Origin of the sequence: Kribbella sp. VKM Ac-2568 (assembly GCF_004345365.1) — a bacterium.
GTDB lineage: Bacteria > Actinomycetota > Actinomycetes > Propionibacteriales > Kribbellaceae > Kribbella > Kribbella orskensis.
Window position 1 is genome coordinate 206,422 of the sequence record NZ_SLVF01000009.1, and the last position, 13,134, is coordinate 219,555.

The 13,134-nt window shown below is 67.4% G+C and carries 16 protein-coding genes and 1 tRNA gene; 6 read left to right on the forward strand and 11 right to left on the reverse strand.

Annotated features, from left to right (window positions below):
• Positions 1 to 647 precede the first annotated feature (647 nt).
• A complete protein-coding gene (locus EV648_RS26430; RefSeq protein ID WP_199234831.1) occupies positions 648 to 1,310 on the reverse strand; it encodes a SpaA isopeptide-forming pilin-related protein in 663 nt (220 codons plus the stop codon).
• Positions 1,311 to 1,431: 121 nt separating this feature from the next.
• Here EV648_RS26430 and EV648_RS45275 point away from each other — a divergent pair, with 121 nt between their 5' ends.
• Positions 1,432 to 1,761, forward strand: coding sequence for a tyrosine-type recombinase/integrase (locus tag EV648_RS45275; protein WP_370452743.1), 330 nt, complete (start codon positions 1,432 to 1,434; stop codon positions 1,759 to 1,761).
• Here EV648_RS45275 and EV648_RS26440 read toward each other — a convergent pair.
• Complete coding sequence (locus EV648_RS26440; protein ID WP_132297240.1) at positions 1,725 to 2,432, reverse strand: Crp/Fnr family transcriptional regulator; 708 nt, start codon at positions 2,430 to 2,432, stop codon at positions 1,725 to 1,727. The two genes, EV648_RS45275 and EV648_RS26440, sit on opposite strands and share 37 nt — an antisense overlap.
• A gap of 513 nt (positions 2,433 to 2,945) precedes the next feature.
• On the opposite strand from EV648_RS26440, the gene EV648_RS26445 reads away from it, so the two are divergent.
• Complete coding sequence (locus EV648_RS26445; RefSeq protein WP_241995614.1) at positions 2,946 to 4,151, forward strand: alpha/beta fold hydrolase; 1,206 nt, start codon at positions 2,946 to 2,948, stop codon at positions 4,149 to 4,151.
• A gap of 49 nt (positions 4,152 to 4,200) precedes the next feature.
• Complete coding sequence (locus EV648_RS26450; protein ID WP_132297243.1) at positions 4,201 to 5,031, forward strand: isoprenylcysteine carboxylmethyltransferase family protein; 831 nt, start codon at positions 4,201 to 4,203, stop codon at positions 5,029 to 5,031.
• Between the two features lie 838 nt (positions 5,032 to 5,869).
• Here EV648_RS26450 and EV648_RS26460 read toward each other — a convergent pair.
• The 7 genes from EV648_RS26460 to EV648_RS44815 all read right to left on the reverse strand — a co-directional run bounded on the left by EV648_RS26460 (position 5,870) and on the right by EV648_RS44815 (position 8,977).
• Positions 5,870 to 6,457: a GNAT family N-acetyltransferase gene (locus tag EV648_RS26460; protein WP_132297246.1), complete on the reverse strand. Its 588-nt coding sequence runs from the start codon at positions 6,455 to 6,457 to the stop codon at positions 5,870 to 5,872.
• 133 nt (positions 6,458 to 6,590) lie between these two features.
• Positions 6,591 to 6,663: transfer RNA gene (locus tag EV648_RS26465), tRNA-Ala, on the reverse strand.
• 222 nt (positions 6,664 to 6,885) lie between these two features.
• Positions 6,886 to 7,530, reverse strand: a complete 645-nt coding sequence (locus EV648_RS26470) for a histidine phosphatase family protein (RefSeq protein WP_132297249.1) — start codon at positions 7,528 to 7,530, stop codon at positions 6,886 to 6,888.
• Positions 7,527 to 7,946, reverse strand: a complete 420-nt coding sequence (gene rsfS, locus EV648_RS26475) for a ribosome silencing factor (RefSeq protein WP_132297252.1) — start codon at positions 7,944 to 7,946, stop codon at positions 7,527 to 7,529. The genes EV648_RS26470 and rsfS overlap by 4 nt, the downstream gene beginning before the upstream one ends.
• 25 nt (positions 7,947 to 7,971) lie before the next feature.
• Positions 7,972 to 8,592, reverse strand: coding sequence for a nicotinate-nucleotide adenylyltransferase (nadD, locus tag EV648_RS26480; RefSeq protein WP_132196700.1), 621 nt, complete (start codon positions 8,590 to 8,592; stop codon positions 7,972 to 7,974).
• An 18-nt stretch (positions 8,593 to 8,610) separates the two neighbouring features.
• Positions 8,611 to 8,769: a hypothetical protein gene (locus tag EV648_RS43385; RefSeq protein ID WP_199234833.1), complete on the reverse strand. Its 159-nt coding sequence runs from the start codon at positions 8,767 to 8,769 to the stop codon at positions 8,611 to 8,613.
• A gap of 79 nt (positions 8,770 to 8,848) precedes the next feature.
• Positions 8,849 to 8,977: a hypothetical protein gene (locus EV648_RS44815; RefSeq protein WP_255512873.1), complete on the reverse strand. Its 129-nt coding sequence runs from the start codon at positions 8,975 to 8,977 to the stop codon at positions 8,849 to 8,851.
• 143 nt (positions 8,978 to 9,120) lie between these two features.
• Here EV648_RS44815 and EV648_RS26485 point away from each other — a divergent pair, with 143 nt between their 5' ends.
• A complete protein-coding gene (locus EV648_RS26485) occupies positions 9,121 to 9,570 on the forward strand; it encodes an Lrp/AsnC family transcriptional regulator (RefSeq protein ID WP_132196698.1) in 450 nt (149 codons plus the stop codon).
• On the opposite strand, the gene EV648_RS26490 is transcribed toward EV648_RS26485, so the two are convergent.
• A complete protein-coding gene (locus tag EV648_RS26490; protein WP_132297255.1) occupies positions 9,559 to 10,452 on the reverse strand; it encodes an alpha/beta fold hydrolase in 894 nt (297 codons plus the stop codon). The two genes, EV648_RS26485 and EV648_RS26490, sit on opposite strands and share 12 nt — an antisense overlap.
• Positions 10,453 to 10,517: 65 nt before the next feature.
• On the opposite strand from EV648_RS26490, the gene EV648_RS26495 reads away from it, so the two are divergent.
• Positions 10,518 to 11,180: a PadR family transcriptional regulator gene (locus EV648_RS26495; RefSeq protein ID WP_132297258.1), complete on the forward strand. Its 663-nt coding sequence runs from the start codon at positions 10,518 to 10,520 to the stop codon at positions 11,178 to 11,180.
• Positions 11,177 to 11,896 carry a 4'-phosphopantetheinyl transferase superfamily protein gene (locus EV648_RS26500; protein ID WP_132297261.1) on the forward strand — a complete coding sequence of 240 codons (720 nt, stop codon included), beginning with the start codon at positions 11,177 to 11,179 and terminating at the stop codon, positions 11,894 to 11,896. The genes EV648_RS26495 and EV648_RS26500 overlap by 4 nt, the downstream gene beginning before the upstream one ends.
• On the opposite strand, the gene EV648_RS26505 is transcribed toward EV648_RS26500, so the two are convergent.
• Positions 11,868 to 13,112, reverse strand: a complete 1,245-nt coding sequence (locus EV648_RS26505; protein ID WP_132297264.1) for a glutamate-5-semialdehyde dehydrogenase — start codon at positions 13,110 to 13,112, stop codon at positions 11,868 to 11,870. The genes EV648_RS26500 and EV648_RS26505 overlap by 29 nt on opposite strands.
• Positions 13,113 to 13,134 lie beyond the last annotated feature (22 nt).

The window sequence follows — 13,134 nt, forward strand, 5'->3', positions numbered from 1 at the left end:
CGGTCAGTCCAGCGAAAGCCGCGACCAATCCCGCCACCGATGACACCAGGCCGGCGACCGCCCCTATGACGTCGGTGACACCAGAGTCTTCGGGGATTACCGGTTGCGGTGGTGGCGTTTCCGGTTCTTCGCATGCCGTGCCCGTGCATGATGGTGTCGGTGACGCCGAGTGTGTTGATGATGGTTCCGGTGACGGCAGAGGCGGCCGCTCAACGCTCAGAAAGACCAGCCACAGCGTGACAATCCCAACTGCCAGCAGCACCAAGCCACCCGCTAGCAGGCTGAACCCGCGCAGCGTCCCCCTCACCCGCCCAGCGTAGTACTCCAGTCGCAGCAGGTGCAGGGTTCGAACCCTTGCGTGAGCACAAGCGGACAGATTTACAGACCGGGCCAAGACCTGCTCTGACCTGCGAGGTCAGGGGTCGGCTGGCGCGATTGACAGGCCATCAGCCTCCCGCCGCGGCGCCGTCCGCACCTCACCGAGGAACGGGAACTCGGCGATGCTGTGATGCACGCGCCGTCGCGCACGCCTTCGCCGTTCAAGAACAGATGAACCATGCCCCACTGTGAGGGAGCCCGGAGCGCTCACGCACTCCGGGCTCCTTGGGCTCCACCCGTCTGGAGGGACGTCCGGGCAGAGCTTTCTGCTACGGGTCGATCACGATCGTGCAGGTGTAGGTACCCGGCTGGAGGTTGGTCGCCGAGGCCGACCCGTCACCGTTCGCACCGGTGGTGCCGCTAGCCACGGTCCCACCGCCAGGTGCGGTGCAGACGATCGTCGACGCCGTACCGCCATTGATCTGCGAGTTGACCGAGACAGACAGGTCGGTGAGCGGAGTGTTGCTGAAGCTGACGGTCTCACCGAGGTACGGCGAGCCGGAGCAAGTCGCCACGTTGTCGACCACAACCGTCTTCGTGAGAGGCCCGTCGGCCACGTAGCCTGCCGGCAGTGTCTCGGTCACTGAGTAGCTCCCGAACTGCAGGTTGTCGAAGCATGTCTGACCGTTGGCGTCGGTGGTCTGAGTAACCCCGTTCACGGTGAACGCGACACCTGCATGCGGATGCGATCCAGGTCCATCGGCCGCGTGCTTCCTCGTCTTGGTGACCTTGATCGCGCCGCAGGTCGCGAGGTTGAGCGGCGTAGGAGCGATGAAGTCCTTCAGCGCCGATCCCGCGTCGTCCACCTTCAGGTTCGCGTCGGTGTCGATCTCGAAGTTGCTGCCCGGCAGACTGACCTCGGGATGCGAGGCCAGCGCTGGAGACGCGATCAGGGCGCTTGCCACCAGCAACAGCCCCGCGGCCCCGATCAACGGCCGCCGCGTCCTTGCCGTACAACGGTTTCATCACGGCTACTACCACGGCTCGGCCGACCACGTGGCGTGTTTCGATCGTGTGTGCGGATGGGGCATCGGCGGAGGCCTGAGCGTTGTGGTGATCACTGGAGCCAGTGCCGGAATCGGACGGTCTTGTGTCCCGGCGGACTGGACGCCCCGCGAGCTGCGGCACAGCTTCGTCTCGCTGCTCTCAAGCAGCGGAGTACCGATCGAAGACATATCGCGCCTGGTCGGCCACGTGAGCACCAACGTCACGGAGAAGGTCTATCGGCACGAGCTGCGGCCGGTGATGAGGAGAGGGGTCGCGAGGTCGAGAGCGGCGAGACGCTCGGGGTCGGCGGCGAGTGACTCGGGCAGGGAATGGTCGGCCACTGAGTCGGCCAGCCAGAGTCAATCGTCACGCGCCGTCGCCATCGCTGATGCGTAGCCCCGTAGTCCGTCAAGGTCGGTCACCACGATCTGGCGCCGGCGGGTTGCGATCAGCCCTTTGGTCCGCAACGTGCTGAGTCCACGAACGGCAGAGTCGCGCGAAGTGGACATCAGGCTGGCCAACTCCTCCTGAGTCAGATGGATGCTGATATCGATCACTGATCCGTCGGATGCGCCGTAGCTCTCCACCAGCTCGACCAGGAAACTGGCGAGGCTGCGCGAGACTCCCATCGAAGCTGAGGCCTCGCGACGGCGATCCGCCGCCCGCAACCGGCTGATGATGACACGCACCATCACCAGCAACATCCGCGGATGCGTCTCGAGGGACGCCATGAACTCGTCGCCCGGGATCACGCGGCACTCGACGGGCAGTACAGCGACATTGCCCGCTGACCGTTGCGGCCTTCCTTCGATCACCTCGAACTCGCCGAGAAGGTCGCCCGCCCCCAGGACGGCCAGCACGATCTCGCGACCATCCGGCGTGTCCAGGGTGACCTTGACCAGACCCGAAAGAGTGAGGAAGACGGTGTCGCTGTGGTCACCCTGGACGATGATCCTCGCTCCTTGGCGGAAGCGTTTCGGATGACCGAGCCGAAGCAGGAATGCTCGGTCAGCCGGTTCGAGCCTGCCGAGAAACGAGCGGTGGTCCACCACCTCCCCGCTTGCCATCCATCCAGCCTAGTGCCGCAGATGCCCCGTTCGCTGTGCCTCATTTGAGGCGGACGCGGCCCGTCGCCGGAAGCATCCTGGATGGGTAGTTCCCGCCGGTCCGCCTTGTAGACCGGATCCGTCTTGTAGAGAAGGTGAGAATCATGAATCGGAAGCCACACTCCATCTGGCGAACGACCACCGCGGCAGTGTCGGCGGTTCTCCTCAGTGCAGCCCTGCCGATCGCGCCCGTCGCTGCAGACGCTCAACCCGAGGACCGCGGACAGGGACCCCGGTCTGCCGCCCCTGGATCCGGCCCCGCCGTCTATGTCCTCGACGGCCGGGTTGTCGCCATCAGGCGGGATCCGTTGCCTTCGGGGGCGTACGGGGGCCAAGGCGTCGACTATTCACCTGACATGACGGCTTGGATTCTCGGTCCCCCATGCGGCCGATGAGCGACAAAGCGACGCAACAGGGGGCGCGACATGACAACCCAGCACATCGAGGCGGACGGATCACCGATCCTGTTCATCCATGGGCTGGTCGCAAAACCATCTCTGCCGGCAGAAGCAGTACGAAAGTGCGCTCGCCGACGAATTTCGATTCGTTGCCTATGACCTCCGTGGTCACGGCATGTCCGAGGGACCGCTCGACAAGCCGGCCAGGACCTTTGAGCCAATCGCGACCTCACTGCTGTTCACTGGTGTCGTGGTTGCGCAGGACCAGCGCCTGGGGATGGCGCACTTGACCGATGGCGGGCGGGTGGCCTATGCCCTGACAGGCAGCGGGCCGTTCCTGCTGGTTGCGCCGGGATGGCTCAGTCATCTCGAGCTCGGATGGGCCATCCCCGCCGAGCGCATGTTCCACGAGTCGCTGTCGTCGGGCCGCACGTTGGTGCGCTACGACCGCCCTGGTTGTGGCCTCTCGGACGCCTACGACGGCCCTCGCACGATGGCGCTCGAGCTTGCCACGATCGCCGCGGTGACCGAGGCGCTCGGCGTTACCCGCTGTGACGTCCTGGGCTGGTCGCTTGGGGCGGCGGTGGCCGCGCAGTGGGCCGCCGATCACCCGGAGAAGGTTTCGCGTCTGGTGCTGTACGGCGGCTGGGCGACCGGTGCCGCCATCGGCGACGAGGACAGCAAGAGGCACATGCTCGGGCTGCTTGCCTCTCACTGGGGTCTGGGATCAGACCTGCTCACCGATCTCTTCGCACCCGAGGCTGATGCCGGCACCCGCCTCGCGCTCGCCCGCTACCAGCGCGCAGCCTCCTCGCCCGAGACAGCGGTCGCCTTGTTGCGTCTGGCTTACGGCCTGGACGTGCTTCCGAGCCTGGCGCGGGTGCAGGCACCGACACTGGTGCTGCACCGGAGCGGAGACCGAGCCGCTCCGTTCGACCAGAGCAGGGTGCTCGCCGACGCGATCCCGGGTGCCCAGCTCGTGGAGCTCGTGGGTCGCTCGCACCTTCCTGCCTTCGGGGATGTGGAGTCGCTGGTCGAACAGGTGCGACGCTTCCTCGGACTGCCACGGCTACGAAGGACCGTTCCGACGGGACTCACCGCCCGCCAGACAGAAGTCGCGGCCCTCGTGGCGGACGGCCTCACGAACCGCCAGTTGGCCGACCGTCTGGGCATCACCGAACGATCCGCCGAGTCGCACCTCGAGCGGATCCGGCTGCGGCTCGGGTTCAGATCTCGTTCCCAAGTCGCAGCCTGGTACGTCGCGCGACACCCGCACAAGTGAGGTAATTCCACGGCTGCGCCGGGGACGGCCACCCCCGCAGTATGGAGACATGTCCCGACACCCTGCCCATCTCCTCCTCTCGGCCGCCGCCTGGTTGGGGTTCGTCGTTGTCACCGTGTGGACGATGGCCTTCCTCGCCGGCGTGGTCGTCCCCAGGACCGTCGACGGACCCGACCGCACGACCACCGCTCGCGCGGTCGCCATCGACCTGGCGCTCCTGCTGTTCTTCGCCGTCCAGCACTCGGTGATGGCGCGTCGTCAGGTGAAGTCATGGCTGAGTCGGCGGATCCCGACGGCGCTCGAACGCACTTCCTACGTGCTCGCCACAGACATCTGCCTCGCGCTGCTGCTGGTGCTCTGGCAACCCTGGGGTGGGCAGATCTGGCACGCCGAGGGCCCGGTCATGGTCATCGCCTGGTCACTCTTCGCCGCCGGTTGGGCGCTGACGATCACCGCAACGTTCGCGGTCGATCACCTCGAACTCATGGGGCTGCGGCAGGCCGGATGGGCGACCGCCCGAGACCCCGGTCTCACCTCTGACCTCTATGTCGGCGGTCTCCACGCCGTCGTGCGGCACCCGTTGATGACGGGGCTGGTGCTGGCCTTCTGGGCGACACCACGGATGGGCGCATCGCATCTTCTCTTCGCCCTCGCCGCGACCGGCTACATCGCAGTTGGGATCATGTTCGAGGAGCGCGACCTCCGCAACACGTTCGGAGCGGCGTACGACGACTACGCCGCCCGCGTCCCCGCCCTCCTGCCCAGACTTCCCGTCCGGCGAGGCTCGGTGCACAGCCCAGACCCTTCGCGTCGTGCGATACGTCGGCGAACCGCCGCCGCTGAAGACGTTCGCACCGAGACAGGTGAGGACACGGGCTGAGGGCCAGGACCGCGGCACGGCAGGTAGCCCAGCTCTGAGCCTCGCGGACTGCCGAACAAAGCAGCACCGTCCTCACGCCTCCTGGGTGCCACGCATCCGCTCATTGGATGAGGTGGAGATGGGTCGGCCTGGTCGCAACGGATTGGACTCCCCGCGAGCTGCGGCACAGCTTCGTCTCGCTGCTGTCCAGCAGCGGAGTACCGATCGAGGACATATCGCGCCTGGTCGGCCACGTGAGGGTCCGCGACGATGGATCAGATCTTCAAGCGGATGGACGACCACGGGTGGGAACTAAAGTCTTAGTCTCCCGGGTCAAACAGAAGAGGCCCTTTCCCAACCGGGAAAGGGCCTCCGACATGCGGTGGAGCTTAGGGGATTCGAACCCCTGACCTCTTCCATGCCATGCACACCTGACCACCGAACGACGGTCGGACCGCACCCGGCTCTCGTCCATCAACTTCCGTGGATGTCTGGGCCTGTTCGGCTCCGTTGTCACTCACTTAGTCACTCACCTACGACCCCAACTCGGATGCGGTCCAAGCTCGGGTGCCGCTACCGGCGAAATCTTCTCCAGATCAGCACCGGAAGCATGCTCACGCTCGACGGCTGGGCTAATCACCTTGCCCCAGAAGGGGATTCCCAATCGGTCATCGGCCGGCTGCCGTCCACGCTGGGTCTAAGGCACCGGTGGGCGTGCGGCTTGCGGATCAGTCGCGAGAGCCCGCCAAAGGTCCCCACGAGAGTGTGCACGTACGCGCAATCGTGGAGAAGCCGAGCGACTCGTAGAGACGGCGCGGTGCCGAGTAGCCGTCGTCTCCGCGTGGAGCGAGGGACCGGTTCAGTCGCGCGTGCCCGGGGCCACCTCGCGCACCATCACGCAGTTGCCCAGGCCCTTGGGCCGGTCGTAGGTGAAGCCCTCGCGCTCGTACATCCTGCGGGTGCCGTTGTAGAGGAACGAGGAGTTCTTCTTCCGGACCCCGCCGGTGTCGTGCGGGTAGCCCTCGACCAGGCCGCCGCCGGCCCGCGCGATCAGCTCGACGGCTCCGCGCAGGGCGATCGCCGCCAGGCCGTGACCGCGAACGCCGCGCTCGACCAGGATGCAGGTGACCCGGTAGTCGGGCAGTCGCTCGGCAGTGGCGACGTACTCCTTGCGGTGCTGGATGTTGGGCAGCTCCTCGGGTGATCCGTACTCCGCCCAGGCGATAGCCCGGTCGCCGTCGTAGACCAGCGCCGCGTGTGCGATCCCGTCGGCCACCAGACGTTGCTTGAGCGCCCGGTTCCCCTCGGCGCTCTGGCCCTTCTCCGCGCAGTCGGGATGGAAATGCGTACACCAGCAACTGGCGAACATGCCCTTGTTCCGCTCGACGAGAGCGGCGAAGTCGTCGAACGTCTCCGGCGTGAGCGCCTTGATCGCGAAGTCGGACATGCCGACAACGTACCCCCGATTGCGGACGTTCTGCGTCCGGTAGCGATGGACGAGATCCTGCCCCGAAACCGGTAGTCACTCAGGTCATGCAAGAGGCCGGTCTCCCGAAGGGGAACCGGCCTCTGATCTGCGGTGGAGCTTAGGGGATTCGAACCCCTGACCTCTTCCATGCCATGGAAGCGCGCTACCAACTGCGCCAAAGCCCCGCGGTGTCTTGCGACTCCGGAAGTTTAGCGGATGGGGGGCCGCAAAGAAAAATCGGGTGGGGTGGGGTTGGGGGTGAGCAGGAGCACGTCTGGGATGGGTGGGTTGTAGGCGCTGATCGGGGTGTTGGACTGGTAGATGGGCGACCAGTTTGGGGTTGTTGGTGTGCTCTTGAGAAAGCTGTCTTCAGCACCCAGCCCGCCCAGTGTCATCCGTCCGGTGTGTCAGCGTTGGGGGTCGTCGGACATGACCGGTTCGGGGAGCGAGCCGGCGTTCCACTCTTCGATTCGCCAGCCGTGGCGGCCGGGGAGGAGGGAGATCCAGTTGCAGTTGGAGAGGCCTCCGAAGGCGGGCCAGTGGGCCTTGGGGATGCCCAGGAAGAGGCAGATGCCTACTCGGGCTGCCAGACCGTGGGTGGTTACGACCACGGTGTCGGAGGGTTCACCGTGCTCGATGGCCCGGGCCAGGGCTGGGGCGAAGCGTTCGGCTACCTCTTCGACGGTTTCGCCGGCTGTACCGCGGCGCTGGGGTTCGCCGGACCGGATACGAGCGGCTGCTTCCGGGTGGATCGCGGCCAGCTCCTCCATCGTCATGCCGGCCCAGTCGTCGACGTTGATCTCGCGCAACGCGTCGTCGTACTCGATCTTCAGGCCGGTCAGGGCCGCCAGCTCACCGGCGGTCGCGACGGCGCGCTGGAGGTCGCTGGAGAAGAGCCGCGTCGGCGCCAAGGACGCCAGTCGCAAGGCGGCGGCGCGGGCCTGGGCGACGCCGACGTCGTCCAGCGGGATGTCGGCCTGGCCCTGGATCTTGTCCTGCAGGTTCCACTCGGTCCGGCCGTGCCGCCAGACGATCAGCCGCCCCGCGGTCATTCGGCCGTAGCGGACGTGCCGGCGCCGGCAGCACCGGACGAATCAGCGCCGGGACCGGGAGACGGCAGCGGGATGATCGGGCAGTCGCGCCACAGGCGCTCCAACGAGTAGAAGCTGCGCTCCTCGTCGTGCTGCACGTGGATGACGACCTCGAGGTAGTCCAGCAGCACCCAGCGACCCTCGCGCGCGCCCTCCCGGCGGACCGGCTTGGCGTCGAAGTCGACTCGCAGCTTCTCCTCGATCGCGTCCACGATCGCGCGGACCTGGCGGTCGTTGGAGGCGGAGGCGACCAGGAACGCGTCGGTGATGGCGAGCTGCTCGGAGACGTCGAACGCGAGAACGTTCTCGGCCTTCTTGTCGTGGGCCGCCTCGGCTGCCGCGGTGAGCAGCTCGATGGCGCGTTCGGTGGCAGGCATGCCTAGTCCTTTGATAGTCGGCCTTCTAGTGGTTGGTGTAGAGCTGACGCTTGGCGATGTACTGGACGATCCCGTCCGGGACGAGATACCAGGTCGGGTTGCCCTTGGCGACCCGTTTCCGGCACTCGGTGGACGAGATGGCGAGGGCCGGTACTTCGAGCAGGGTGACGCGGTCCATCGGGAGCTTGTCCAGCGGCAGCTCGAGCGACTCGGTCCCCGGCCGGGTACAGCCGACGAACTGGGCCAGCTTGAACATCTCGTCGACATCGCGCCAGGTGAGGATCTGGGCCAGCGCGTCCGCACCGGTGATGAAGAACAGCTCCGCGTCCGGGTAGAGCTCGGCCAGGTCGCGCAGCGTGTCGATCGTGTACGTCGGCCCGGGCCGGTCGATGTCGACCCGGCTGACGGAGAACCGGGGGTTCGAGGCGGTGGCGATCACCGTCATCAGGTACCGGTCCTCAGGCGGCGAGACCTGACGCTCCGACTTCTGCCACGGCTGCCCGGTCGGTACGAAGATCACCTCGTCGAGGTCGAAGTACGCCTGTACTTCGCTGGCCGCCACCAGGTGACCGTGGTGGATCGGGTCGAAGGTGCCGCCCATCACACCCAGGCGGCGACCGGGTCGCACCCGTTCCGGAGAATCCACGTCAGCTCGATCCGCCGCTCAGCTGTGCGGCCGGCCCTTGCCCATGATCAAAGTGATGAGCAGCATCACGACCAGGACAGCCAGGGCGAACCCGCCGTACCACCACGGTGAGATGTGCGCAGCCTTCTCGGCGGCGTCTTCGGTGGCCGCCAACTGCGGCAGGAGGAGGGAAAGCATGAGGCAGAGCCTATCTCTTGCCGGCCTACGCGAGCGCGACCGGTGGGCCGGGTGGCCTGCCGGTCGCGCGGGAGTGGTGTCAGCTGTGCCGGATGTAGCGGGTCAGCAGCCGGCGCCAAGCGGAGGGGCCGACGTGGTCGCGCTGATGGATCGCGGCGATACGGCGCTTCTCGTCGATGTGGGCACGGGCGACTTCGGGGGTGATCATGATTCCTTCACATGGTTGTACCGGACGTCGGAGCGGGCGGCTTCGACACTTGAAATTGTACGACGCGTCCTGCTACTACACAAACGAATTAAAGGCAGATCAGCTGATCTCCCTACGAATCTGCGGTAAACGGAGGGGAACACATGGACGCGATCGATCGGCAACTGGTCGAGGCGCTGCGCGCTAACGGCCGCTCCAGCTGGGCAGAGCTCGGCCGCGAGGTCGGGTTGTCCGGCCCGAGCGTCCAGGAGCGCGTCAAGCGGCTGGAGGAACGCGGCGTGCTGCTCGGGTACCGCGCCGTGGTCGCGCCCGAGCAGGTGGGGCTCGGCACCAGCGCGCTGGTCGGGTTGTTCCAGCGCGACGACGTGGAGACCGACGACATCGTCGAGGGGGTCCGCCAGATCCCCGCCGTGGAGGACTGCTGGTTCGTCGCCGGCGATCAGGAACTGGTGGTCAAGGTCCGCGTCCCCGACGTCGGCCACCTGGAGGAGGTCGTCGCCAGCCTCCGCCGCGTCAACGGCGTAGTCCGAACCCGGACGACCGTGGTCCTCTCCACCCGCTGGGAAGCACGCCCCGCTCCCCTACCGGAGTAAGAACGAGCGGACCTCAGCGGCGATCCGTGCCACCGCCTCAGGGCTACCGGTGGAGTTGATCGGGCTCGGGTCACTCGACGAGCCGTGGTCGAGGCCGTCGAACTCGATCCGGCGACCGCGCGGCAGCACCTCGACGAGCGCATCCCGTGCGGGCTTCAGAAAGGGCAGCCCCTTGCTGCCACCAAGAACCAGTACGTCGGCCGCAACCTCGCGAAACTCGTCGAACCGACCGGCAAGCTCGACGATCAGCGCGCCTTCGTAATGCACGGTCGGCGCCAGCTTGCGCAGGGTGATGTCGTCAGGCCCCGCCTGCCGATCCTCCTTCTTCATCATCTTGTCGGTGATCGACGCCAGCAGTCGGCGCGGCATCACCTTGAAGATCGGCGGCGCCAGTTCCAGGCCGTACATGCTGGTGATCATCGCGGCGGCAACGTTGCCCTGAGCAATCTCCTGGTCGAAGCGGGCCAACCAGGCGGTGTGCGGAGCCGCATCCGCAACCAGGGCCGGTTCGTACACAGCCACCTTGCGCACGGCCGGCAGCGTCCGCGCGGCCTCCAGCACGATCGCGCCACTCGCGCTGACCCCGAAGGCCAGGTCGCCCCCGGCCTCGGCCAGCACAGCCTCGAGATCCTCGACCTCGGTGCGCGCACTGTGGTCGGGCCGATGCGGACCGGACATTCCCCGTCCACGCCGATCCGGTAGATAGACGGTGAAGTCGTCCGCCAGCGCCTGGGCGAGCAACGTGTGGCTGCGAGCCGATTCCATGCTGCCGTGCAGTACTACGGCCGCCGGTCCTCGGCCCGTCTTCAGGTAGCCGATCCGGGTGCCGTCGCGGGACGTCACCGATCCCTGGGTCAGTTCTTCAAGGTCTGATTTTCTCATGGATCGATAGTTACATGCGGTCTAGTTACATTGCAACTAGTTTCTCTGACCTCTAGACTGCTGCCATGCAGCCGACCTTCCGCCGTTCACCGCTGGCGCTCGCGATCCTCGGCCTGCTGGAGAACGGGCCGATGCACCCGTACGGGATCCAGCGGCTGATCAAGCAGTGGGGCAAGGACCAGGTGGTCAACGTCGGCCAGCGCACGAGCCTCTACCGGATGATCGTCCGGCTCGAGGACGCCAGGCTGATCGCCGCCGGCGACACCCAGCGGGACGAGCGGTACCCCGAGCGCACCACGTATCACCTGACCGAAGCCGGCCGGGAAGCCTCACGGCAGTGGCTCGCGGAGATCGTCGCCACTCCGCGCAACGAGTTCCCCGAGTTCCCGGCCGCCTTGTCGTTCGTGATGCTGCTGACTCCGCAGGCCGCGACGGAGCTCTTCGAGGAACGCCGTGACCACCTCGCGCAGCGCATCACCGAGCTCGAGGCCGACCTCGCGTCGGAGTACGAAGGCGCGCCGGTCCCGCGGGTGGCGCTGATCGAGACCGAGTACCAGCGGGCGATCACCGAGGCCGAGGTGCGCTGGATCGAAGCCCTGCTCGACGATCTTCGGACCGGCTCACTCACCTGGCAGGCCGCCCTTCGCCCCAGCCAAGCCGGCACCAGCCAGGTCGGCACCGATCAGGCCCGCACCGATCAGGCCGGCGCCGATCAGGCGATGGCATGACGAGCGGCCCGCGGGCCGTCGAGATCTGGTGGGCGCGGCTCCGCGATGCGCGGCCGGAGTTGGCCGCAGACCTGGATGCCGCCGAAAGAGGCCGCTTGGCGGCGTACACCAGGGATGAGGACAAGGCGCGTTTCCTGCTTGGCGCCGCGGTGATCCGCAGAGTGCTCGGGCGAGATCTGGAAGTACCGCCTGCCGAAGTGCGGCTGGATCGAACGTGCCCGGACTGCGGCCGGCCGCATTGGAAGGTCGCGACCGACGGAATGCAGTTGTCGGTGTCGCATTCCGGCGACCTGGTCGCCGTCGCCTTCCATCCCCGTGCTGCGGTCGGCGTCGACGTCGAACTGGTGGATCCGACCATCGATGCGGACTCCCTGGCCGCGGTCAGCCTCTCCGAGGTGGAGGCGGATCAGTTGGCCGAAGTCGATCCAGCCGAGCGGGCGCGCGCGTTCACGCAGTACTGGACTCGCAAGGAGGCGGTCGTGAAGGCGACGGGCGACGGGGTACGCGCCGATCTGCGGAAGGTGATCGTCAGCGCGCCCGATCAGCCGGCCGCGCTGCTCGAGTGGCCCGGTTACGACGGACCCGTCCGGCTGGTGGATCTTCCGGCGGGACAGGATTATGCGGCCGCGCTGGCCGTGCTGTCGGACGAGACCCCCGACGTGCGCTCGATCGACGCGGGCCCGCTGCTCAGCTCCGGATCTGCCCCTCGCCGGTGACGACGTACTTCGTCGAGGTCATCTCAGGCAGCCCCATCGGTCCGCGGGCGTGCAGCTTCTGCGTCGAGATGCCGATCTCCGCGCCGAACCCGAACTCCCCACCGTCGGTGAACCGGGTGCTCGCGTTGACCACCACGGCCGCCGAGTCCACCGCCTGGACGAACCGCCGCGCGGCCGCCTGCGACCGGGTGATGATCGCGTCGGTGTGACTCGAGCTGAACTTGCGGATGTGCTCGACCGCCGCCTCCAGCGAATCCACCACGGCGGCGGAGAGGTCCAGCGAGTGGTACTCCTTGCCGTAGTCCTCGTCGGTGGCCGCCAGGATGTCATTGCCCGCAGCAACAACCTGGGCGTCGCCGTGCACCGTCACACCGGCCTCGGCCAGCGCCGGCAGAGCCTTGGCCAGGAAGTCGTCGGCCACGGACGAGTGCACCAGCAGGGACTCCGCCGCGTTGCACACGCTCGGCCGTTGCGTCTTGGCGTTCAGCAGGATCTTGAGCGCGAGATCCAGGTCCGCGTCGGCGTCGACGTACACGTGGCAGTTGCCGACGCCCGTCTCGATCACCGGCACGGTCGACTCCGACACCACTGTCTGGATGAGCCCCGCGCCACCCCGCGGGATCAGCACGTCGACGAGCCCGCGCGCCTGCATGAGTTCCTTGACGGCGGCCCGGTCGCCCGGCACACCCTGGATCACGTCGGCCGGCAGTCCCGCCTCGGCCGCGGCGGAGCGCAGTACGTCGATGATCGCGGCGTTGGACTCGGCCGCGGAGGACGAGCCGCGCAGCAGGACCGCGTTGCCGGACTTCAGGCAGATGCCGGCCGCGTCGGCGGTCACGTTCGGGCGGGCCTCGTAGATGATGCCGACCACGCCGAAGGGCACGCGCACCTGGCGGAGCTCCAGGCCGTTCGGCAGCGTGTAGCCGCGGACGACCTCGCCGACCGGGTCCACCAGGCCGGCGAGCTGCTCGAGCCCGGCGGCCATCGCGTCCACCCGGCTGGGGTCGAGAGCCAGCCGGTCCACGGTCGACTCCGGCGTACCGGCTTCGCGCGCGGCGGCGACATCCTTCGCGTTCGCCGCGACGATCGGCTCGGTGTTCGCGCGCAGGGCTGCCGCCATGGCGTGCAGCGCCGCGTCCTTGGTCGCGCGGGAAGCCGCCGACAACGCGTAGGAGGCCTCCCGGGCCCGCCGGCACAACTCGATGATCTCGCTCACCCCATCATCGTAGGGCGACCTC

What these genes read in the sequence shown, in the direction of transcription:
- EV648_RS26470 (WP_132297249.1), bottom strand. Translation starts at nt 7,530, where the DNA reads ATGACCGCGGGGCGGCTGATCGTCTGGCGGCACGGCCGGACCGAGTGG.
- EV648_RS26450 (WP_132297243.1), top strand. Translation starts at nt 4,201, where the DNA reads ATGTCCCGACACCCTGCCCATCTCCTCCTCTCGGCCGCCGCCTGGTTG.
- EV648_RS26495 (WP_132297258.1), top strand. Translation starts at nt 10,518, where the DNA reads ATGCAGCCGACCTTCCGCCGTTCACCGCTGGCGCTCGCGATCCTCGGC.
- rsfS (WP_132297252.1), bottom strand. Translation starts at nt 7,946, where the DNA reads ATGCCTGCCACCGAACGCGCCATCGAGCTGCTCACCGCGGCAGCCGAG.
- EV648_RS26490 (WP_132297255.1), bottom strand. Translation starts at nt 10,452, where the DNA reads ATGAGAAAATCAGACCTTGAAGAACTGACCCAGGGATCGGTGACGTCC.
- EV648_RS43385 (WP_199234833.1), bottom strand. Translation starts at nt 8,769, where the DNA reads ATGCTTTCCCTCCTCCTGCCGCAGTTGGCGGCCACCGAAGACGCCGCC.
- EV648_RS44815 (WP_255512873.1), bottom strand. Translation starts at nt 8,977, where the DNA reads ATGATCACCCCCGAAGTCGCCCGTGCCCACATCGACGAGAAGCGCCGT.
- EV648_RS26440 (WP_132297240.1), bottom strand. Translation starts at nt 2,432, where the DNA reads ATGGCAAGCGGGGAGGTGGTGGACCACCGCTCGTTTCTCGGCAGGCTC.
- EV648_RS26460 (WP_132297246.1), bottom strand. Translation starts at nt 6,457, where the DNA reads ATGTCCGACTTCGCGATCAAGGCGCTCACGCCGGAGACGTTCGACGAC.
- EV648_RS26445 (WP_241995614.1), top strand. Translation starts at nt 2,946, where the DNA reads ATGGGCTGGTCGCAAAACCATCTCTGCCGGCAGAAGCAGTACGAAAGT.
- EV648_RS26500 (WP_132297261.1), top strand. Translation starts at nt 11,177, where the DNA reads ATGACGAGCGGCCCGCGGGCCGTCGAGATCTGGTGGGCGCGGCTCCGC.
- EV648_RS26485 (WP_132196698.1), top strand. Translation starts at nt 9,121, where the DNA reads ATGGACGCGATCGATCGGCAACTGGTCGAGGCGCTGCGCGCTAACGGC.